The organism is Lysinibacillus sp. G1-3 (genome assembly GCF_056322905.1).
Map to the genome: position 1 here is coordinate 178,295 of NZ_JBWHYQ010000004.1, position 22,701 is coordinate 200,995.

The following is a 22,701-nucleotide window of genomic DNA, read 5'->3' on the forward strand; positions in this document are numbered from 1 at the left end:
TTTATTCCGAATCGTCGCGTGTGCTATAATGACTCAGTAAGCAAGCGTTAGATCCATGAAGTGGCTAACGTATTTGAAAGTGAAATGGAGTAAGGTCTATGAATGCAACATACATTCAAAATTCAATTGCACAATTAAAAACAGAGATTTTCATGGATGTTCGTCATAGAACTTTGCAAAAATACACAGGAGTGCCTGTGCTCGATGAAAATCAATTATTTTACTTGTTAGTTCCCTTTTTGAATGGTGAAGAGTGGCAACAAGAGGAAAGAGAAGCTGCAATCACGGTTGGGATTGTGTACGCAGCTTTAGCGGCGCACGATCATATTAAAGAATTAAATGCCACATCAAAAGAGCAGCAGCTAACCGTTTTAGCTGGGGACTTTTATAGTGGTCGTTATTATGAGATTTTAGCGAAGTCGGGAAATGTCGCATTGATTAGAAATTTGTCGCAAGGAATTGTGCAACGTTGTGAACACCAAATTAAAGTATATGAGGCAGAAAAACGAACACTCGAACAATGGTATGCCTCAATAACTAACATTGAATCGGGATTAATCTCAAAATTTTTTGAGCTCTATTCGTTTGGTAACTATATTCCAATTGTGGAAAAGAGCTTATTAACCTTGCGTTTAGAAAGAGAATGGGCGACTTATCAACGTGGACAAGTAACGGTAATGAGTAGGGTTCTTGAAGAAAGTGCGAGATATGCTGGAGTGACCTATGGCAACGTTATACAGGATAAAATTGTGCAATTAAAAACAGAGCTGTTACAGGTGATAGAAGAGGCATCATTTTTACAAGGTGATGTAAAACAAGCTCTACAAGCACATGTAGAGGCATCCATTGCTTCTACTAATGGATAAGAGAGGTTTTTCGAAATGGCTAAAACGAAAGAAGAGCACGTGCACGAAGTATTTGAAAGTATTTCGCAAAGCTATGACAAAATGAATGGTGTTATTAGCTTCCAGATGCATGTTGGCTGGCGCAATGATACGATGAAGCGTATGGCAGTAAAACCTGGAGCGAAAGCACTGGATGTTTGCTGTGGTACGGCAGATTGGACAATTGCATTAGCTGAGGCAGTTGGTGAAAGCGGAGAAGTAAAAGGGGTAGACTTCAGTAAAAACATGCTGAAGGCTGGTGAGCAAAAAGTAAAGCCATACCCACAAATTGAACTAATACATGGAAATGCTATGGAATTACCTTTCCCAGATGATACATTTGATTATGTAACAATTGGTTTTGGGCTTCGCAATGTACCAGATTATTTACAAGTTTTAAAGGAAATGAATCGTGTTGTAAAACCTGGAGGAATGGTTGTTTGTTTAGAAACATCTCAATCTGAAATTCCCGGCTATCGACAATTATTCCGTTTTTATTTTAAATATATAATGCCGGTATTTGGTAAAATATTTGCGAAAAGCTATAAAGAATATTCTTGGTTACAGGAATCAGCAAATGATTTCCCAGGTATGAAGAAGTTAGCGGCAATGTTTGAGCAGGCAGGTTTAGAAAAAGTAACGTACAAAGCATACAGTGGCGGTGCTGCGGCAATGCATATGGGCTTTAAAAAGGTACGTTAATGGGGGAAGGTTTTCACAAGTGGAAAAGATGAAGTTAAAACTACTCTATTCCGATTTGAAATCAGATATCGAAATCATTGAAAAAGAATTAGAAAGAGCAGTGAACTCTTCTTCAGGTTTGATCAATGATGCTTCTCTCCATTTATTGCAAGCTGGTGGTAAACGGATACGACCAATTTTTGTGTTGCTTGGCGCGAAATTTGGCGACTATAATATCGAAAAGATGAAGGATGTAGCCGTGCCAGTAGAGCTTATTCATATGGCATCACTTGTGCATGATGATGTAATTGATGATTCCAATATGCGAAGAGGACGCCCGACTGTCAAATCACAATGGAATAATAGAGTTGCAATGTACACGGGCGATTTTATTTTTGCGCGTGCACTTGAATATATTACAAAGCTTGAAGACCCATTAGTTCATCAAATTTTAGCACGTACTATGGTGGAAATTTGTAACGGTGAAGTCATTCAAATCGAAGATAAATTTAGATTAGATCAAGGCTTAAAGGATTATTTTAGACGAATCAAACGCAAGACGGCATTACTAATTTCTTCTAGTTGTGAACTTGGTGCAGTAGCAGCAGGTGTCGATCCCAAAACAGTGAGACATTTGAAACGTTTCGGCTATTTTGTAGGCATGAGCTTCCAAATTATCGATGATGTTTTAGACATAATGGCAACAGATAAAGAATTAGGGAAGCCAGCCGGTAGTGATTTATTGCAGGGGAATATTACATTACCGATTCTACTGTTAAAAGATGATCCTGGAATGCAACCTTATTTGGCAAAAGTATTTGCAGGTACTTTGACAGAGGTAGAACGTCAAAATATGTTACGCTATGTGCGTAAATCCGACGCGATTGAGCAAGCTAATAAAATGAGTGATAAATATTTGAAAAAGGCATTACAGGAAATAGATGCATTACCAAAACATCCCGTCAAGAAAAAACTACGTGATGTCGCTTTATTTATGGGTAAGCGTAAATTCTAGCTTTTTGTTGTACAAAGCCCGATTTTTTGTTAATATTTATCGGTAGGTGTAAAACCTGTTATACGAATTTAAGGAGTGTTTTAAACATGGCAATCGAACAAACTTTTTTAATGGTTAAGCCTGATGGCGTAGAACGTCAAGTAGTAGGAGATATCGTAGATCGTTTTGAACGTCGCGGTTTTGTATTGAAAGGTGCTAAATTAATGGTAATTCCTACAGAATTAGCAGAAAAGCACTACGCTGAGCATGCTGAGCGTCCATTCTTTGGTGAATTAGTTGATTTCATCACTTCTGGTCCTGTTTTCGCTATGGTATGGGAAGGCGAAAACGTAATTAAGCTTGCTCGTACAATGATGGGAGCAACTAAACCTGAAGAATCTAACCCAGGTACAATCCGTGGTGACTATGCAACAACTGTTTCTCACAACATCATTCACGGGTCTGATTCACTTGCTTCTGCTGAGCGTGAAATCGGCTTATTCTTCGGTGAAGATTTAGTTTAATTTCTTTCAGCGTTTATCTCCGACTTAGTGAGATGACAATTATGCTAAGGCATAGTTGAATTTGCAAATAGATTAAGCAATCTCAATTCAATTTGAGATTGCTTTTTTTATTGCTCTGAAAATGGAGTGCGGTTACTTAATAAATAGAAAAAAATAGACATATAAAATCAGTGTGGAAATTTTCTAAATACATATAGAATTGTTAAATACTTCTTAGTCATGTAAAATAAAAGATGTAATATTCTGATAATTATAGTTTTTGAATAGCTTAATAATCAAGAATATATTTCATAGCATCTAAATACATTGGATGATAGGAAATGAGAGAATTGACAGCGCAAAGGGGTTTTTTTATGAGAGAAGTGGTAATTGTATCAGCAGTTCGTACAGCAGTTGGCAGAAGTAAAGGGGCATTAAGCAATGTTCGTGCAGATGACTTAGCGGCTGATGTACTGCAAGAAGTGGTACAACGAGCGGGGATCAATAAGGGTCAGGTGGAAGATGTTATTTTTGGCTGTGTGACGCAAACTGCTGAACAGGGAGCAAATATAGCCCGTACGGCCCTATTAATGGCAGGTTTTCCGGAGAGTGTACCAGGTGTGACAATTGATCGTCAATGTGGTTCAAGTCAGCAGGCTGTTCATTTCGCTGCACAGGCTATATTAGCAGGCGATATGGACATTGTTATCGCTGGTGGAGTTGAAAGCATGACGAGGGTGTCAATGGGTTCTAACACGAAGGGTGCCCACGCAGGTAAACGATTACAAGACAATTATACAATTATTCATCAAGGGTTATCAGCCGAAAAAATAGCGGAAAAATGGAACTTGTCGAAGGAGCAGCTCAATAACTTTGCTTACAATAGTCATAGACGAGCATTAGGTGCAATTGAGGCAGGCCATTTTAAAAAGGAAATACTGCCTGTCCAAGTTACAGAAGAAGACGGCACGGTGAAAACATTTTCTGTTGATGAGGGACCACGGGCAGAAACGACAGTTGATAAATTAAATGGATTAAAAACTGTTTTCCAAGAAGATGGTGTGATAACAGCCGGTAATGCAAGTCAAATGAGTGATGGTGCCTCAGCTGTAGTTATTATGTCTTTAGAAAAGGCGGAAGAGCTTGGCATCCGACCGCTTGCAAAAATTGTTACAAGAGTTGTAGTTGGCTCAGATCCGACGTTAATGCTAACTGGTCCAATTGAGGCTACTAGACAAGCGCTAGAACGTTCAGGTCTTACGATCGAGGAAATTGACACGTATGAAGTAAATGAAGCTTTTGCGCCAGTACCACTTGTTTGGTTGCGTGAAATTGGAGCAGATCCAAATAAGTTAAATCCAGATGGTGGAGCAATTGCTTTAGGGCATCCACTAGGAGCGACGGGCACAAAACTGTTAACAACGATGCTATACAGAATGGAACGAGAAAATTTACAGTATGGCTTACTTGCAATTTGTGAAGGTATGGGAATGGCGAACGCTACTATCATTGAAAAAATGTAAAAGGGGTTGTGTTTGATGATTGAAGTAAAAGCGGTTGTAACAGGGGGAGCATCTGGTTTAGGAGAGGCGACTGTTCGTAGAATTGTTGCTAAGGGTGGCAAAGCAGTTATTTTTGATCTTAATGACGAGCGAGGACATGCACTAGTAGAGGAGTTAGGGGAGAATGTCCAATATGCACGCGTTGATGTGACAAAAGAAGCTGATGTAGCGGCAGGGCTTGAGCAAGCAGTAGCAACATTGGGCTCCATTAATGTCACAGTGAATTGTGCTGGAATTGCTGATGCAAGTAAAGTACTTTCAAAGCGTGGTGTGCATGCACTAGGTTTATTTGAAAAGGTGATTTCTGTGAATTTAATTGGTACGTTTAATGTGATTCGTCTAGCAGCCGAGAAGATGCAACTGAATGAGCAAAACGAGGATGGTCAGCGCGGCGTTATTATTAATACTGCATCTGTGGCGGCGTTTGATGGGCAAATAGGACAAGCAGCATATAGTGCCTCAAAGGGTGGTGTGGCAGCGATGACGTTGCCGATTGCTCGAGAGCTTGCTGAAATCGGTGTACGTGTCATGACGATTGCTCCAGGATTAATAGAAACACCAATGTTTGCGTCGCTGCCAGAGCCAGCAAGAACAGCACTTGCTCAAATGACGCCTTTCCCTAAACGACTTGGAAAACCAACAGAATATGCGTTGCTGGTCGAAAGTATTATCCAAAATGGTTTGTTAAATGGTGAAGTCATCCGCTTGGACGGCGCGATTCGTTTGCAGCCAAGGTAAGAGGGATTATAAAGGTGGTTGATTCTTGCTAAATTAGCCAGAAAGAATGACGAAGGCTAAAACCATTTTCCTGTTAGTAGCTTTCGTGAAAAAATGCTTGTCTACGGATAGTGAGGCGAAGAATTAGCTTATTTCGACTGTAATTATTGGTAGCGGCAGAAGCCTTGGACGATTCGAAAATTATATAAACAAAGGGGAGCGTTGTTATGCATATGATGGATACACCTTTATTATTAACAAGTTTTTTGGATCGAGCAGAACGATTTTTTCATTCGAAAAAAATATATTCGCGGACAAGCCCTACAATAATTCACGAGTTTACTTATAAAGAATATGTAAAACGAACTCGTAAACTAGCAGAAGCCCTTACAAAGCTGGGAATGGAGAGAGGGATGAAGGTAGGAACCTTCGCTTGGAATCACCACCGTCATTTAGAAGCATATTTTGCAGTGCCATGCGCAGGAGCCGTATTGCATATGATTAATATTCGATTAGCGCCTGAGCATATTGCTTATGTTATTAATCACGCAGAAGATGAAATATTACTAATTGATGATAACTTAGTTCCACTTATTGCACCAATTGTCTCTCAGCTTAAAACAGTCAAGCACTTTATCGTAATGGGAGATGATATTGTGCTAGAAAATATCCCGCTACCAAATGCTCTGTCTTATGAGGCATTAGTCGATGAGGCGAATGAAGACTTTAAATTCCCAAATGATTTAGATGAAAATACACCTGCTGGTATGTGTTATACAAGCGCAACTACAGGAATGCCAAAGGGTGTTGTGTATACTCATCGTAGTATTGTCCTCCATACTATGGCAGCAGGACTTTCTGATAGTATAGCTATTAGCGAGACAGACGTTGTATTACCTGTCGTACCAATGTTCCATGCGAATGCCTGGGGATTTCCGTTTGCTGGTGTATTATTTGGTGCTACACAGGTGCTCCCAGGGCCAATGTTTACACCACAGCTATTACTTGATTTATTTGAAAGATATAAGGTAACGCTGACTGCAGGAGTACCTACAATTTGGCTTGGGCTATTACAGGAGCAACGTAAAAATCCTCGTGATTTGTCTTCAATACGGTTGATTGTTTGTGGTGGTTCAGCGTCGCCGAACGGTCTAGTTCGTGGTTTTGAAGAGGAGCTTAAAATTCCTTATATGACGGGCTACGGTATGACCGAGACGTCGCCACTTGTTAGTATATCGACGTATTTAACGCATATGCAAGATTATTCGTTGGATGAAAAAATGGATGTTCGTACTACGCAGGGAATAACAGTGCCACTCATTGAAACACGTGTAGTCAATGAAAAAGGTGAAGTACCTTGGGACGGCAAAACAATGGGTGAATTGACAATTAGGGGTCCATGGATTGCTGCTGAGTATTATAACGATGAACGAACAAATGAAGCCTTTAAAGATGGCTGGCTCTACACTGGTGATATTGCTGTAGTGACAGTAGATGGTTATATTAAAATTACAGATCGTACGAAAGATTTAATAAAAAGTGGTGGAGAATGGATTTCTTCGGTAGACCTTGAAAATGCCTTGATGTCACATCCTAAAGTGTTGGAGGCAGCTGTTATAGCTATTCCTCACGAAAAATGGATAGAACGACCTCTAGCGTGTGTTGTATCGAAGCCTGAATTTAAAGATTCCATTTCGAAATCAGAGCTATTAGAAGATTTACAATCGCAATTCCATAAAACATGGATTCCTGATGATGTTGTATTTTTAAATGAGATACCTAAAACTTCTGTAGGAAAGTTCATGAAGGTAAAATTGCGAGAAGATTTAAAAGGTTATCGTGTAGAGGTTTAAGAGGCAAAAATTTTGAAGGTGGTGACTGACTACCTTCATTTTTTTATTTAAAATATAGGAATATCTCCATAGCGTGGGATAATATCCCTTTCGACAATGCGTTATCCAAGAACATGATACAACTAATGGAATATTTTTTCTAAAATAGTGAAAGAATGAAAAGAAAAGTGAAACTATTTTTTCAATTTTACCGTATAATCATTATTAATGAGAGGATGTGGACGTATTGTCAATTGCAATAGTTGCTATTATTGGTGGAGTAGTTATTTGTTTAGCAGGGATTTTTACTGATGCTCATACAAGAAAGGAAAAAATTAGATTAAAGGCTATTGAGAAAGAAACGGAGTTAGAGAAGCTTCGATTAGAAACGTATACGATGGAAACAGAAAAATTACGTCTAGAATTAGAGCAATCCAAAGTGTTATTATTAGAGGAAAAACAAAACTCAACTAAGTAACTTGGATTACATGTGAAAGAGTATTTCAGGAATGGCACTTTTCCGCTATAATGGAAATACGACGCTAGAGGGGAAGAAGACCGGATGTCTGATTATGAACAGTTTATAGAAGGTATAAAGCGCAAAACAGGAATAGATTTAGCGCTATATAAAGAAGCGCAAATGAAAAGACGATTAACATCTCTGTATGAGAAAAAAGGATATCGTAATTTTGTGGACTTTCTAAAGGCACTTGAACAAGATCGTGATTTAATGAATGAGTTTTTAGATCGCATGACGATCAATGTTTCCGAATTTTATCGCAATGGGAAGCGTTGGGAAGTGTTACAGAAAAAAATATTTCCGAAATTACTGCAATCTAATAAGCGTTTAAAAATTTGGAGTGCTGCTTGTTCAACAGGTGAAGAACCTTATTCTTTAGTTATGGTATTATCTCAGCTAATGCCATTATCTCAAATTCAAATTATTGCTACTGATTTAGATGAGAATGTCATTCAAAAGGCAAAATTAGGTGTGTATCCAGAGCGCTCATTAGCCGAAGTGCCGAGTGATATTAAAGCTAAATGTTTCGAGCAAGAAGGTTCCTTTTATAGGGTCAAGGATGAAATTAAACGTTGTGTGACGTTTAAGAAGCATAATCTACTAAATGACAATTACGATTCTAATTATGATTTAATTGTTTGCCGTAATGTGATGATTTATTTTACTGAAGAAGCGAAAGATCAGATTTATACGAATTTTAGTAAAGCATTGCGCAAGGATGGGGTTTTATTTGTTGGATCTACTGAGCAAATTTTTAACCCATCTCGTTATGAGTTTGAAGTCGAGGATACATTCTTCTATAGAAGGACCTAGTTAATAATATGAGAAAAGCATTCGTACAGAAGGTAGTATAAATAGCATGTACATATTTTTAAAAAGCTTTAGACATAGATGAATCGTACGCTTTTCGCTTTGCCATAAGCAAAAAGCGTATTTTTTTATTAGTTATCATAAAAGCATGGTTGGTGAAAATTAAAAATTAGTGGAGATTTTTTCTATGTACATCGTTCAGAATATTCTAATTTAACAATGGGTGAAGTTGCTGGGTAATTCGGAATTTACAAACAATTGAAACGAGTCTTGAAAGACATTTGCAAAAGGACTGTTTTTTTAGAGAATATATGTTATAGTGAAAAATACATACTTTAGCGAGTTGAAGGGAGAAAGTGTTTATGCGTTACTTAACAGCGGGAGAGTCACATGGCCCCCAATTAACAACAATTATTGAAGGTTTACCATCGCTCTTACCAATTACAGCAGAAAAAATTAACCACGATTTAAAGCGTCGTCAAGGAGGACATGGGCGAGGTCGCCGTATGCAAATCGAAACGGATACCGTAGATATCGTTGCTGGTGTTCGTCATGGGCAAACACTTGGTTCTCCCGTAGCGCTAGTAGTCACGAATGATGACTGGAAGCACTGGACAAAAATTATGGGAGCAGAACCATTAGCAGAAGATGTGAATCCTGAAGATATTAAACGTCAAATTTCACGTCCTCGTCCAGGACATGCAGATTTAGTAGGAGGCATGAAATACGGACACCGTGATTTACGTAATGTGTTAGAGCGTTCTTCAGCGCGTGAGACAACAGTTCGTGTAGCTGTAGGTTCTGTTGCAAAAGCGCTTTTGAATGAATTAGGTATTTCCATTGTGGCACATGTAACAGAAATCATAGGTATTAAAGCAGACACTTCCTTAGTAGAAGGGAAATCAGCAGATGAAATTCGTGCCATTGTTGAAGCTGATCCTTGCTATTGCGTTGACCCAGAGGCTTCCGCAAAAATGGTGGTAGCAATCGATGAAGCGAAAAAAGCAGGAGACTCAATAGGTGGTGTTGTTGAAGTCATTGTAGAAGGAATGCCAGCCGGTGTCGGTTCTTATGTTCATTATGACAGAAAGCTAGATTCGAAATTAGCAGCTGCCATGTTATCTATCAATGCATTTAAAGGTGTTGAATTTGGAATAGGATTTGAAATGGCACGCCGTAAAGGCTCTGAAGTCCATGATGAAATTATTTGGTCAGAGGAAGAAGGTTATACACGTGCAACGAATCGACTTGGCGGCTTAGAAGGTGGAATGTCTACTGGAATGCCAATTGTTGTACGTGGTGTAATGAAGCCAATTCCTACATTATATAAACCGTTACAAAGTGTTGATATTGAAACAAAAGAGCCATTTAAAGCTAGTGTAGAACGCTCTGATAGCTGTGCGGTACCAGCAGCATCAGTTGTTGCTGAGCACGTTATTGCCTGGGAAATAGCGAATGCGATTGTAGAACAATTCCATAGCGATCAATTACCTCAACTAAAAGCTCAAATCGACGAACAACGTCGATCTACAAAGGGGTTCTAATTTATGCGAGTACCAGTAGCGACGAAATCACATCAATATGAGGTTGTCATTGGTCATAATTTTTTGGCAGAAGCAGTAAAAGAATTCGATGATCAGCTTCAAAAAGCCGATAAACTCATTGTTTTTACAGATGCTAATGTGTGGGCAGCGCAAGGAGATTATTTCAAGGCTAATTTCCCTTATCATTTTGAGGTCTTTGTCTTACCAGGTGGTGAGGCATGTAAAACCTTCGAACAATACTTTGCGGCACAAACGTTTTTACTTGAACAAAAATGCTCACGTAAATCATTTGTTTTTGCATTTGGTGGGGGTGCTGTAGGTGATTTAACTGGCTTTGTTGCGGCCACATATATGCGTGGGGTGCCGTTTATTCAAATTCCAACAACGATTTTAGCACATGACTCAGCGGTAGGCGGTAAGACAGCTATTAACCATCCACTAGGTAAGAATATGATTGGTGCGTTTTATCAACCTGAGGGAGTCATTTACGATACTATATTTATCGACAGCTTACCTGAGCGTGAAGTACGTTCAGGAACAGCAGAAGTGATCAAGCATGCAATGATTTCGAATGCAGCGTGGTTAGAGGAATTAATGGCTGTAGAGGCAGTTATTCATTTCAGCACAGAAGAATTAGCAAAGCAGCTTAGAAAAGGAATTGCAGTAAAAGCGCAAATAGTAGCAGAGGACGAAACCGAGCAATCTGTACGGAAATTTTTAAACTTAGGTCATACTTATGGTCATGCCGTTGAAGCGGCAGCTGGTTATGGAAAAGTAGCGCATGGCGAGGCTGTAATGATTGGACTCGTGTATTGTTTATTATTAAGTGAAAGATATGGAAAATTAGACCGTAACTTCACTACAGCATTTTTGCATTTTGCAGTGAAGAATGGCTATCCATTTGACTCGGTGAAAATGTATACTTTTGACCAGTTAACAGAATATTTAATGAAAGATAAGAAAGCGGAGTATGGTATTTTACAATTTGTGTTATTGGATGAAATTGGTAAACCTTTCGTACAACCAATTGATTTAGCAGAATGCAGAGAAGTAGACACCGAATTCCGACAGCTATTAGCGGAGGTGCTTGTATGATTCGTGGACTTAGAGGAGCAATTACAATAGAATCTGACAGGCAAGAGCTTGTATGGGATGAGACAGCAAGATTAGTGCGTGAAGTAGTAACAGCAAATAATGTGGAAGTAGATGATATTGCTTCCATACTAATTTCCACAACACCTGATATTACGTCAGCATTTCCTGCACGTGCTGTACGGTTAATGGACGGATGGCAATATGTACCTGTCATGTGTACGCATGAAATGGACGTGCCGAACGCATTGCCACTTTGTATTCGTGTATTAATACATGCGAATGTTGAAGTGGCACAAAAAGATGTAAAACACTTGTATCTCAATGATGCAGTGAAATTAAGACCAGATTTAGCCCAAGCTAAATAATTAGAGGAGATGTTTAAGATGAAATGGAAACAACAACTGGACGGTATGCAAGCATATAAGCCTGGAAAACCAATTGAAGAAGTACAACGAGAATATGGCTTACAAGAAGTCGTAAAATTAGCATCTAATGAAAACCCATTTGGGTGCTCACCTAAGGTAACTGCTTATTTACAAAATAATTCAGTAAATCATGCTATCTATCCAGATGGCTATGCGCAAAATTTACGTACAGCTGTTGCAAATTATCTAGGTGTCAAAGAAACACAGCTTCTTTTTGGTAACGGCTCTGACGATATCATTGCGATTATTACTCGTGCATTGTTGTATCCAGGTGTAAACACAGTGATGGCAGACCCATCCTTCTCTCAATACTGGCACAATGCTGCAATAGAAGGCGCGGAGGTACGTAAAATCCCTTGTATCGAAGGTACACATGACCTAGCATCAATGATAGCGGCAATTGATGAAAACACATCGGTCGTTTGGGTTTGTAGTCCAAATAATCCAACAGGTGTTGTGATACCAGATGTTGAATTACGAGCATTTTTAGCTAAAGTACCAAGTGATGTGCTAGTAGTATTAGATGAAGCTTACATCGAATACGTAACACATCCTGGTCACAAAGATACTCTACCTTTTATTGACGAGTTTCCAAATGTACTATTGTTGCGTACATTCTCAAAAGCATATGGTCTTGCTTCTTTCCGAGTTGGTTATGCAATTGGGCAACCAGACGTGATTGCTAAACTAGATCCCGTAAGATCGCCATTTAATAATACAATTCTAAGCCAAGCGGTTGCGACAATCGCTTTAAGTGATCAAGATTTTATAAAGGCTTGCCGAGAAGCAAATGAAAAAGGTAAAAAACAATATGTTGAATTTTGTGAAAAGCATAATTTGCAATACTTCCCGTCTGATACGAACTTTATTTTCTTTAATACGAATGCCGATAGCGATGTTGTTTTCAATGAGCTAATGAAACGAGGCTTTATCATCCGTAGTGGAAATGCGTTAGGATTACCTGGGTTTATCCGCGTGACAATCGGAACAGAGGCTCAAAATGAAGCGTTGCTAGGTCACCTTGAAAACGTCCTAAAAGAGCAAGGAGTTTTTGCATGACGACCCGTAAAGTGCTCGTTATTGGGCTAGGCCTCATTGGAGGCTCAATTGCCCTAGCGTTACAAAAGGCACCCGAGACAAAAATTATTGGCTATGATATGGATGAGAAAACACGTGAATATGCGAAAACGTTAAATATTGTGCATGATATTGTGACAGATCCAAAAGAAGTGGCGGACGAAGTAGATGTTATCATTTTTGGAACTCCCGTTAACGCAACACTTGAATGGATGGAACAATTAAAAACATGGCCGTTGAAAAATAAAGTAATCGTAACAGATACAGGTAGTACTAAAAAGAGAATTATGCAAAAGGCTGGGGAACTACGTGAGTTAGGCATTACCTTTATTGGAGGACATCCAATGGCAGGCTCACATAAAAGCGGTGTTTTAGCTGCAAAGGCTCACCTTTTTGAAAATGCGTATTATATGCTAACACCGCTTGCCGGTGAAGAAATTGTCCATATGGCACAGCTTGAAAGCTTATTAAAGTTTACACACGCAAAGGTTGTAAGTGTATCTGCTCGTGAGCATGATCATATGACAGCTGTAGTTAGTCACTTCCCACATGTCGTTGCTGCTTCTCTTGTGCACCAGTTGGGCGAAGAAAATGGTGAGTATCCGATGACGCGTTCACTTGCTGCAGGGGGCTTCCGTGATGTAACGCGTATTGCGTCATCCAATCCGATTTTATGGCGAGATATTACATTGCAAAATCGAGATGAGCTTATTGCACAGCTAGATGGCTGGGAAAAGGAAATGAGTCGTGTTAAGGAGCTCCTTTTAAATGGTAGCTCGGAGGACATTGAAAAATACTTTGCAGTTGCCAAAGAGCTAAGAGATGAATTACCGATTAGTGCTGGAGCAATGTTTACATCATTTGACTTATATGTTGATGTTCCTGACTATCCGGGTGTTATTTCTGAGGTGACAGGCTTACTTGCAGATGAAGCGATTAGTATTACGAATTTACGTATCGTAGAGTCACGGGAGGACGTGTTCGGAATCCTTGTTATTAGCTTACAAAGCGAAAGTGACCGTGAACGAGCAGCAGCGTGTATACAAAAGCGTGCTAAATATGAAACATATATTTCATAGGCAGACTAGAAAAGCTTAATAAGAAATGCATTTTTTAAAGAAAGCGTCGAAATTACGGCGCTTTCTATCTTCATATTGGGGGGAAGAAAACGATGAGTGAAAAAGTATTACAATATGATAAACCTTCCTTACAAGGGACTTTAATGATTCCAGGTGATAAATCTGTTTCTCACCGTTCCATTATGTTTGGAGCGATTGCAACGGGTAAAACGACAGTTGATGGCTTTTTATTAGGGGAGGATTGTTTGAGTACAATTGATTGCTTCCGAAAGCTTGGTGTGAAGATTGAGGTGGAAGGAACAAATGTATCTATCGACAGTCCAGGTATAGAGGGGTGGCAAGAGCCCACTGAAGTACTATACACAGGAAACTCTGGTACGACGACGCGTTTGATGTTAGGGATACTAGCAGGGTCTAATGTACATTCAGTAATGACAGGGGATGCGTCCATTGGAAAACGACCGATGCGCCGTGTTATTGATCCGTTGCGTCAAATGGGTGCACACATTACTGGAAGGACAAATGGACAATATACACCATTAGCTATTCAAGGTACAACATTACAAGTTATTGATTACAACATGCCTGTTGCGAGTGCTCAGGTGAAGTCAGCTATTTTACTTGCCGGTTTACGTGCTGAAGGTACTACAATTGTGCGAGAAACGGAAGTATCTCGAGATCATACTGAGAGAATGCTACGTCAATTTGGTGCACAGGTTGACGAGGTGGATGGTGTTATTGCATTACAAGGAGGGCAAACTTTAACAGGGACGCATGTTTCTGTACCAGGTGATATTTCATCAGCGGCCTTTTTCTTAGTAGCAGGAGCTATTTGTGAAGGTAGTAAAATAACGCTACAAAATGTCGGAATTAATCCAACACGAGATGGTATCATCGAAGTGCTTCATAATATGGGCGCTTCGATAACAGTTATGCCGAATGAAGATAGCCAATCAGAGCCGACAGCAACAATTACAATAGAAACGTCAGCATTAACAGGAACTACAATTGAAGGAGATATTATTCCTCGTCTTATCGATGAAATCCCGATTCTAGCTTTATTAGCAACGCAGGCGAACGGCAAAACGATTATTAAAGATGCCGAGGAGTTGAAAGTGAAGGAAACAGATCGGATAACGGCTGTAGTGGATGAATTGAAAAAACTAGGTGCTTCAATTGAAGCGACTGAGGATGGAATGATTATTGAAGGACCAACTCCATTACGTGGTGCTCGCTTAAAAACTTACGGTGATCATCGTATAGGCATGATGGGCGCTGTTGCTGCACTAATAACAGATGGTTCTGTAACTTTAGATGATGCAGAATGTATTGCAGTTTCTTATCCATCGTTTTTCGAGCACATAGAGGAAGTAAAGTAAAGTCTATCTTTATTCAGCAGAAGACTCCTACCTCTGACTGTGGTGAGATGATTGCGGTTGAGGTTTCTTTTCAGTGGATGTACCAAACGCCTACTGAAATGTAGGAACTCAGTCTTAAGCATGCCACGTTCTGTGCCAATACCGAAATGGCAGACATCGTGTCGGCCATCGTGTGCAGACCTGGGCACAATTCAAAATCTGGACAAAATTACGCCAATGCGAAATTAATCCTGACTCTCCAAGTCTTTTGGGGAGTTTTTTCTTGTTTCGAAAGAAAATGTTTTGTAGCATAAAGATATAAATGAAAGAATAGGTGAATGACTGTGAACAATGCGATGACTGAAATGATGCAAGCACTTGAACAAGGAGACTTAGCATTAATTGAACAGCTACTTGAATCATTTTTAACGAAGGAGCTACCTGAGGAAATTTATACGCTAGCAGAAATGTTTATGCAGTATGGGTATATGAAGGAAGCTGACCGTGTACTGGAGCATTTACAATTTTTATTCCCAGAAGAGGCACAGTTGAAAATTGATCGTGCAAACGTCTTAATGGAGCTTGGCGCTGAAGATGAAGCGCTAGATTTTTTATTAGAAATAGAGGAGACATCTCCAGAATATCCCCAAGCATTATTAGTATTAGCGGATTATTATCAAATGCAAGGATTATTCGAAGTAGCAGAAATGCGTATTAATGAGGCCCTATCTATATTACCAGACGAGCCATTATTACAATTTGCTAAAGCGGAACTTTTATTTGAAACGGGTCGTTTTTTAGAGGCTGCGAGACTATATGAAGAATTATATGAACAACAAGTTGAATTTGCAGGGATAAGTCTTGTTGAAAGACTTGCTGAAGTGTATCGTGCTGGAGCTGCCTATGAAACGGCTTTAGATTACTATTTAAAAGCACTTGACGATGAAATAAAGCCAGATGTTTTATTTGGTGCTGCATATTCGGCCTTTCAATCACAAAAATATGAGATGGCCATTAAACAATTAGAAGAATTAAAAGAATTAGATCCTGATTATTTTTCTGCCTATTTATTGCTTGCTGAAAGCTATGCCATGACGGAGGACAATAAAAAAGCTTATGCTGCCATTCTAGAAGGATTAAAGCGTGATGAATATGATAAGTCCTTATATTTATTTGCAGGTAAAATGGCTTTAAAAATTGGTTTGCCAGATGAGGGTGAACAACATCTACGTGAAGCTATTGCCTTAGATCCTGAATACATGGAGGCAGTATTGGCATTAATCTCTGTGTTGGCACAGCAAGAGCGTCATGAGGATGTAATAGAATTATTTGAAGAGTTGCAAAAAAATGATTTTGAATGGAGCACATTATACCCATTTGCTGCGGTTGCATATGAAAATTTAGAATTGTACGACCGTGCATACGAATTTTACCGTTTGGCATATAATGATTTTAAGGAAGACGCAGCATTTTTAGAAAAATATGTTTATTTCTTATTAGAAGAAGGAAAGCGTTCAGAAGCAAAAGAAGTACTTGGCCAATTAATAACTATTCAACCTGGTGAACTAGAGTGGCAAGAGAAGTTAGAAACCTTAGAATTTGAGTAAAGGAGGGAGTGGGTATGACTGCTTCTGTATCAGTTGTCGATAAAAAAGCATTTGTTAGATGGTTTTTAAAGAATTATCAATTGAAACGTCGTGAGTGTGTATGGATTTTGAATTACTTATTAAGCAACGATGAGTTATTAAAACGAATTCGATTTGTTGAAGAAGCTCATTATTGCCCTAGAGCAATGGTAATGTCAACAGTTGACTCAACAGGTGTGCCATTTCGTTTCTACAAAGGTAATGTAATGACAGCAGATGCTGAGAAATCTTTTCATGATTTACGCTTACATGAACATGAAGATATGTATATACAATTGAATTTTCCTAATGTACCTCCAAGTGCACAATACTTAGCAGTTCTTGAAGAAAACCCTTATATGCCGGAAGCACTAATTGTCAGTGAAAAAGATCGCTTACTGGCAGAAGAGCTGCTTTCCAACAGCTTACTCGTATTCCAAGAAGAAAAATTACTCGCACAAATTGATGAAGCTCTCGATCAAGGAGATGAAGAGCGGTTTTATGAATTGTCTAATTTGTTACAAGCTCTAAAGGAAACAGCTAATTTACATTAGTTATAGGCAAAAATTGAATGTCCTTTATCTACCTCAATATGATAACATAACAAGTGAATGATTGTTTTCACTTTTTATTGGATATCCTATTGAAGAGTGGAGAAGGGCATTTTTTTATTTTCATAACGCAATTACGTTATATGTAACATGAGGAGGTTTGTTAGATGTATTTTAATGCAAGCGATGTGACATCGTTTATGGCACAGAAGGAATTTATCGATACAGCAATTGTTCCACTCGTAACCGTCGATTTATCTCCTGAAAAAATGAAACAGAGTGGTACAGAGGCAGATTTTTTGTTATCGCTTACATCTTTTATTGAACAACAGTTTAAAGGCCGTCTATTACTGATGCCACCATTTTCGTATAGTGCAACTTTAAAAAGTGAAGATATGCCGAAGCAATTAGAGACACAATTACATAATGCTGGTTTTAAGCATGTGTTCTTCATTACTTGTGACCATTTTTGGACAAATATTGGAGAGGAAGTAAATGTTGTTTGGCTACCAGCGATTCCGTTAGAAAGTATGGATAAAGGTGTGAAAAACTCTATTCTTGAAGATCAATTGCGACAAGTTATTCCGATGCTTTCGACCAAATGGGCACAGATTTAACAATTTGTTTCAATAAATGTTCACATTCTCCAGCTTTCCACAGAATGCTATATTGACCAAGCTATGGAGTTGATATATCATAGATATGTCCTAGTATTACTATTTGTAAAAGAATGTCCGTTGGACTGACCTTTAAGTTAGAGGGGGGAAAAAAATGAGTAATAATCGAGTTTCACGTCGTCAATTCCTAAGCTATACACTAACTGGTGTAGGTGGCTTTATGGCGGCAGGTATGCTGATGCCGATGCTTCGTTTTGCAATTGACCCAGTACTACAAAAACATACTGGTGGGGACTTTATAAAGACAGAGCATAAAATCGCTGATATTACTAAAGAACCTATTAAAGTTGACTTAAAATTTGAACAAGTTGATGCATGGTACAAATCAGAAGTAACAAACGTAGCATGGGTTTTCAAAGAAGGCGATCAAATCGTTGCGTTATCTCCTGTTTGTAAGCACTTAGGTTGTATGGTGAACTGGGGAGAAGATTCTGCACACCCAGATCAATTCTTCTGTCCTTGTCATGCTGGACGTTACGAGAAGAATGGTAAAAACGTACCAGGAACACCACCAACAGGTCCGTTGGATGAATATGAAGTTAAAGAAGAAGATGGTTACTTATTGCTTGGTCCAACTAAAGCAAATACTCTAGTTAAGTAAGGGGGTACAAAACAGTGCTAAATAAAATTTATGATTGGGTCGATGAACGCTTAGATATTACACCTATTTGGCGTGATATTGCCGACCACGAAGTGCCAGAGCACGTGAACCCTGCACATCATTTTTCAGCATTCGTTTACTGTTTCGGTGGATTAACTTTCTTCATCACGGTAATTCAAATACTATCAGGTATGTTTTTAACAATGTATTACGTACCAGACGTAGTGAATGCATGGAAATCAGTTTATTATTTACAAAACGAAGTAGCATTTGGTGAAATCGTACGCGGTATGCACCACTGGGGAGCTTCATTAGTAATCGTAATGATGTTCTTACATACACTTCGTGTATTCTTCACAGGTTCTTATAAGAAACCTCGTGAATTAAACTGGATGGTTGGTGTAGGTATTTTTGGTGTAATGATGGGTCTTGGTTTTACAGGATACTTATTACCATGGGATATGAAAGCATTATTCGCTACAAAAGTAGGTATCGAAATTGCTGCATCTGTACCGTTTATCGGTGAATGGATTAAAATCTTATTAGCGGGTGACTCAACTATTCTTGGTGCTCAAACGTTAACACGATTCTTTGCGATTCATGTATTCTTCTTACCTGCAGTATTGTTTGGGTTACTTGCAGCACACTTTATCATGATTCGTCGTCAAGGAATTTCAGGGCCGTTGTAATAGTTCTTGACGGTTCGATGATTTTTTAAAGGAGGGGACATAATGCATCGCGGAAAAGGAATGAAATTTGTTGGTGATTCTCGTATTAAAGCGAATCACAAAATGCCGAACGTTCCAAAGGATTATTCCGAATATCCAGGTAAGACGGAAGCTTTCTGGCCGAACTTCTTACTAAAAGAATGGATGGTTGGTGCTGTATTTTTAATAGCTTATTTACTATTAACAGTTGCACATCCATCACCTCTTGAAGGACCAGCTGATCCAACAAGAGCATACGTGCCATTACCGGACTGGTACTTCTTATTCATGTATCAATTATTAAAATACTCATATGCTTCAGGTCCATATAACGTTATTGGAGCAATTGTAATTCCAGGTCTTGCATTTGGAGCGCTATTATTAATGCCATTTTTAGATAAAAGTCCAGAACGTCGTCCATCTAAACGCCCATTACCAACTGCGTTTATGTTATTGACATTGGCTGCTATGTTCTACTTAACTTGGGAGTCAGTTGTTAACCATGACTGGGAAGCTCAAAAAGCTATGGGTGCAATTGTAGAAGAGGTTGAGGTTGATATTGATGAATCTCTACCAGGATTTGCAATTTGGAACGGTGACACTGGTGAACAAGCTAAAACTTGTATCGGTTGTCATGCTGCTGACTTAAAAGGTGGTCCAGCTGCTCCAGCATTAGTTGGTAATAAACTAACAGCTGAAGAAGTAGAAGAGATTATCCACAACGGTCGTGGCAATATGCCAGCTGGTGCTTTCGCTGGTACAGATGAAGAAGCGAAGCAATTAGCTGAATTTATTGCGAGCTTAAAGGCTAAGGAATAAGCTTTGTTTTAAAAGAGTCAGGAAACTGGCTCTTTTTTTCTAGTCTAATATTGTGACTGTTACAGCTTCAAAAAAGTTCCCGTACAATATATTATTGAGACAATAATATTTGTTAGGATATACATAATGCCAGTATTCAACATTGAAAGAACGTGGCTAATTAAAGATTATTTAATACATAATAACAGATAAAAAAGGCATCTTAGTAAAGACAGAAGAAAAAGGAGTTTTAATTATGCAAATTACACGTGCAAACGTCTGGTATCTCCTTACACATAAGTCATTTTTAATACTTTTACTTATTATCAATCTATTAGGAACTATTTACGGTTATTATTGGTACGGGTGGCAGCTTGCTATAACGGAACCAATTTTTTATATTTTTGTTCCGGATAGTCCGACAGCAAGCTTATTCTTTTGCTTTGTATTGTTAGCTTGGATTATGGGGAAGAAATGGCCTCTAATGGAAGTACTAGCACTGATAACATTAGTAAAGTATGGAATTTGGGCTGATGTGATGAATATTTGGACGTTGATTGAAACTGGATCTATTGATTGGCAAGGCTGGATGCTTGTAGGCTCGCATTTTATGATGGCCTTCCAAGCAGTTCTATACATTGGTAAATATGTTTTTTCATATTGGCATATTGCCGTAGCAGCCGTATGGACATTGCATAATGATGTGATTGATTATGTATTTGGCCAAATGCCGATGTACCGTGATTTAGCTGATTACACAAGCTATATTGGCTATTTTACTTTTTGGTTATCGGTCGCATGCATTTTTTTAGCGATTTTCTCAATTAGATGGCGCAAATATTTGCCGAATTAGGTAATTGATTATAGAATTATAGTATCGAGATAGAAAGGGGTTAGAAAATTGTCAACAACCATGTATATTGTTTATTTTGCAATAATAATGCTACTGCCGCTTTACGCACAGATGAAAGTAAAGGGCACGTATAATAAGTTTGCAAAAGAACGTACAATGAAGGGACAAACCGGTGCAGAGATAGCGCGTACGATTTTAGATGCAAACGGCTTATATGATGTACGAGTTGTTCCAACACAAGGTGTGTTATCTGATCATTATAATCCGGCGACAAAAACGGTTGCTTTATCGGAAAGTAACTTCTACGAAGCAAGCATTGCTGGAGCTGCAGTTGCTGCCCACGAAGTTGGCCATGCAATCCAGCATAAAGAAGCTTATTCAATGCTAACATTACGTAGTAAGCTAGTGCCGGTTGCAAATATTTCATCAAATATGTCTTGGATATTTGTTATGATTGGTATTTTTGCAAGTAGTACAAATATGTTACTTTTAGGTATCATATTATTGGCAGCAGGTGTGGTTTTCCAATTAGTAACATTGCCAGTAGAGTTTGATGCATCAAAGCGTGCGTTAGTACAAATGAATTCCCTAGGTATTATTACAAATGAAGAAGAGCGTCCAGCGCGTAAAGTGTTAAGCGCTGCAGCATTAACATATGTTGCCGCAGCAGCAGTAGCTGTATTAGAATTATTACGTTTAGTATTAATCTTTACAAATATGCGAAGTGACGACTAATTAAAGAACTTGTTGTAGTGGTATTTCACTATAGCAAGTTTTTTAATCCGTCAAACTGTAATATGTAAAAAAAAGCCTACCTCAACGAATGTTTTTATTCGAGAGAGCAGGCAAATTGTTCATTTTAATGGAGTGGTTGTTTTTGGTCGTCGAGCGTGAAGCCTTCTCCTGCCACATCTCGTACTTCTATTATTGATACGAAAGCGTGAGGATCGACGTCATAAACAATAGATTTTAAACGTACAACTTCATTGCGACCAATGACACAATAAATAACTTCTTTTTGTTGCTTCGTAAAATGGCCATGGCCTTCAAGTATAGTAATGCCGCGTTCCATTCGTAATGCAATCATGTCAGCAATGGCGCTAGATTTTTCAGATATAATAAGTGCTCCACGTGCTGCATATGCTCCTTCTTGAACAAAATCAATAACGCGCGCGCCAACAAATACCGCGACAAGGGTATACATCATAGAGCGTGCATCTAAAAACGTTATCCATGACAGTGTAATGACAATTGCGTCAAAGATGAACATCGTTTTACCCATACTCCAGCCAAAATATTTATGCCCAAGGCGAGCTAAAATATCTACACCGCCAGTTGTACCACCGAAGCGAAAGACGATCCCGAGTCCTAGTCCAACAAAAACCCCTGCAAAAAGTGCAACAAGTAGTAAATCATCCTCTAAATGAATAGTAAATTGATACTTTTGGAAAATTTTCAGGAAAACTGAAACAGATAAAGTTCCAACGAGCGTATAAATAAATGATTTTTTCCCAAGTAAACGATAGCCAATAATAAACATAGGAATGTTTAATAGTAAATTCATGAAGGCAGGGTCCCAGCCTAGTGTAAAATAAAGTATGAGTGTAATCCCACTTAGGCCACCTTCACCAAGTTGATTTTGCATGTTGAAGTGGACGAAGCCGAAGCTAAAAATTGCAGCTCCGAGCATTATTGCGATGATATTGATGACTTTGATCTGTTTTAGCATATGACCTCCTGTAGTCCCAAACAATTGAAGTTGTGCTATCTATTATCTGACATTTTATTGTTTTTGACAACAATGGTGT

General features: G+C 38.7%; 24 protein-coding genes. 23 read left to right on the forward strand and 1 reads right to left on the reverse strand.

The annotated features are described in order from the left end of the window. Positions 1–98: 98 nt before the first annotated feature. The 23 genes from ACVYAD_RS05650 to ACVYAD_RS05760 all read left to right on the forward strand — a co-directional run bounded on the left by ACVYAD_RS05650 (position 99) and on the right by ACVYAD_RS05760 (position 21,628). Positions 99–866 (forward strand): heptaprenyl diphosphate synthase component 1, encoded by a 768-nt coding sequence (locus ACVYAD_RS05650; RefSeq protein WP_476425160.1) that lies wholly within the window; start codon positions 99–101, stop codon positions 864–866. A gap of 15 nt (positions 867–881) precedes the next feature. Beyond that, entirely contained in the window at positions 882–1,586 is a 705-nt protein-coding gene (locus tag ACVYAD_RS05655; protein ID WP_349661185.1) for a demethylmenaquinone methyltransferase, read from the forward strand. Positions 1,587–1,605: 19 nt separating this feature from the next. Further along, a complete protein-coding gene (hepT, locus tag ACVYAD_RS05660; RefSeq protein ID WP_349661186.1) occupies positions 1,606–2,580 on the forward strand; it encodes a heptaprenyl diphosphate synthase component II in 975 nt (324 codons plus the stop codon). 86 nt (positions 2,581–2,666) lie between these two features. Next, positions 2,667–3,083 carry a nucleoside-diphosphate kinase gene (ndk, locus tag ACVYAD_RS05665; protein WP_053482577.1) on the forward strand — a complete coding sequence of 139 codons (417 nt, stop codon included), beginning with the start codon at positions 2,667–2,669 and terminating at the stop codon, positions 3,081–3,083. Positions 3,084–3,436: 353 nt separating this feature from the next. Next, positions 3,437–4,585: a thiolase family protein gene (locus ACVYAD_RS05670; RefSeq protein WP_476425164.1), complete on the forward strand. Its 1,149-nt coding sequence runs from the start codon at positions 3,437–3,439 to the stop codon at positions 4,583–4,585. Between the two features lie 15 nt (positions 4,586–4,600). Then, positions 4,601–5,362 (forward strand): 3-hydroxyacyl-CoA dehydrogenase, encoded by a 762-nt coding sequence (locus ACVYAD_RS05675; RefSeq protein WP_476425166.1) that lies wholly within the window; start codon positions 4,601–4,603, stop codon positions 5,360–5,362. A 206-nt stretch (positions 5,363–5,568) separates the two neighbouring features. Then, entirely contained in the window at positions 5,569–7,194 is a 1,626-nt protein-coding gene (locus ACVYAD_RS05680; RefSeq protein ID WP_476425167.1) for a long-chain fatty acid--CoA ligase, read from the forward strand. Between the two features lie 226 nt (positions 7,195–7,420). Continuing rightward, the gene (locus tag ACVYAD_RS05685) at positions 7,421–7,651 is read left to right on the forward strand and encodes a hypothetical protein (RefSeq protein WP_386827872.1); all 231 of its coding nucleotides are present in this window, start codon (positions 7,421–7,423) and stop codon (positions 7,649–7,651) included. A gap of 84 nt (positions 7,652–7,735) precedes the next feature. Beyond that, entirely contained in the window at positions 7,736–8,506 is a 771-nt protein-coding gene (locus ACVYAD_RS05690; RefSeq protein ID WP_476425169.1) for a CheR family methyltransferase, read from the forward strand. A 359-nt stretch (positions 8,507–8,865) separates the two neighbouring features. Beyond that, on the forward strand, positions 8,866–10,047 hold the full coding sequence (gene aroC, locus ACVYAD_RS05695; protein ID WP_476425171.1) for a chorismate synthase: 1,182 nt from the start codon (positions 8,866–8,868) through the stop codon (positions 10,045–10,047). A gap of 3 nt (positions 10,048–10,050) precedes the next feature. Next, positions 10,051–11,142, forward strand: coding sequence for a 3-dehydroquinate synthase (aroB, locus tag ACVYAD_RS05700; protein WP_476425173.1), 1,092 nt, complete (start codon positions 10,051–10,053; stop codon positions 11,140–11,142). Then, positions 11,139–11,507: a chorismate mutase gene (aroH, locus tag ACVYAD_RS05705; protein ID WP_349661194.1), complete on the forward strand. Its 369-nt coding sequence runs from the start codon at positions 11,139–11,141 to the stop codon at positions 11,505–11,507. The genes aroB and aroH overlap by 4 nt, the downstream gene beginning before the upstream one ends. Positions 11,508–11,525: 18 nt before the next feature. Further along, positions 11,526–12,626 carry a histidinol-phosphate transaminase gene (gene hisC, locus ACVYAD_RS05710; protein WP_476425175.1) on the forward strand — a complete coding sequence of 367 codons (1,101 nt, stop codon included), beginning with the start codon at positions 11,526–11,528 and terminating at the stop codon, positions 12,624–12,626. Beyond that, positions 12,623–13,723, forward strand: a complete 1,101-nt coding sequence (locus ACVYAD_RS05715; protein WP_476425177.1) for a prephenate dehydrogenase — start codon at positions 12,623–12,625, stop codon at positions 13,721–13,723. The genes hisC and ACVYAD_RS05715 overlap by 4 nt, the downstream gene beginning before the upstream one ends. Positions 13,724–13,815: 92 nt before the next feature. Further along, the gene (gene aroA / locus ACVYAD_RS05720; protein ID WP_476425179.1) at positions 13,816–15,102 is read left to right on the forward strand and encodes a 3-phosphoshikimate 1-carboxyvinyltransferase; all 1,287 of its coding nucleotides are present in this window, start codon (positions 13,816–13,818) and stop codon (positions 15,100–15,102) included. Positions 15,103–15,419: 317 nt separating this feature from the next. After that, positions 15,420–16,688 carry a tetratricopeptide repeat protein gene (locus ACVYAD_RS05725; protein WP_349661198.1) on the forward strand — a complete coding sequence of 423 codons (1,269 nt, stop codon included), beginning with the start codon at positions 15,420–15,422 and terminating at the stop codon, positions 16,686–16,688. A 14-nt stretch (positions 16,689–16,702) separates the two neighbouring features. Beyond that, complete coding sequence (locus ACVYAD_RS05730) at positions 16,703–17,260, forward strand: ReoY family proteolytic degradation factor (RefSeq protein ID WP_079559925.1); 558 nt, start codon at positions 16,703–16,705, stop codon at positions 17,258–17,260. Positions 17,261–17,424: 164 nt separating this feature from the next. After that, positions 17,425–17,874, forward strand: coding sequence for a DUF2487 family protein (locus ACVYAD_RS05735; RefSeq protein WP_349661199.1), 450 nt, complete (start codon positions 17,425–17,427; stop codon positions 17,872–17,874). A 154-nt stretch (positions 17,875–18,028) separates the two neighbouring features. Further along, positions 18,029–18,535, forward strand: a complete 507-nt coding sequence (locus ACVYAD_RS05740; RefSeq protein ID WP_349661200.1) for a Rieske (2Fe-2S) protein — start codon at positions 18,029–18,031, stop codon at positions 18,533–18,535. Positions 18,536–18,549: 14 nt separating this feature from the next. After that, on the forward strand, positions 18,550–19,224 hold the full coding sequence (qcrB, locus tag ACVYAD_RS05745; RefSeq protein WP_049666761.1) for a menaquinol-cytochrome c reductase cytochrome b subunit: 675 nt from the start codon (positions 18,550–18,552) through the stop codon (positions 19,222–19,224). A gap of 42 nt (positions 19,225–19,266) precedes the next feature. Continuing rightward, a complete protein-coding gene (locus tag ACVYAD_RS05750; protein WP_349661201.1) occupies positions 19,267–20,061 on the forward strand; it encodes a menaquinol-cytochrome c reductase cytochrome b/c subunit in 795 nt (264 codons plus the stop codon). 235 nt (positions 20,062–20,296) lie between these two features. Beyond that, the gene (lhaT, locus tag ACVYAD_RS05755; protein ID WP_476425183.1) at positions 20,297–20,893 is read left to right on the forward strand and encodes a lipoprotein heptaprenylglyceryl N-acetyltransferase LhaT; all 597 of its coding nucleotides are present in this window, start codon (positions 20,297–20,299) and stop codon (positions 20,891–20,893) included. A gap of 60 nt (positions 20,894–20,953) precedes the next feature. After that, positions 20,954–21,628, forward strand: coding sequence for a zinc metallopeptidase (locus tag ACVYAD_RS05760; RefSeq protein WP_197141491.1), 675 nt, complete (start codon positions 20,954–20,956; stop codon positions 21,626–21,628). Positions 21,629–21,752: 124 nt separating this feature from the next. Here ACVYAD_RS05760 and ACVYAD_RS05765 read toward each other — a convergent pair whose 3' ends face one another. Continuing rightward, entirely contained in the window at positions 21,753–22,622 is an 870-nt protein-coding gene (locus ACVYAD_RS05765) for a YitT family protein (protein WP_349661203.1), read from the reverse strand. Between the last annotated feature and the right edge of the window lie 79 nt (positions 22,623–22,701).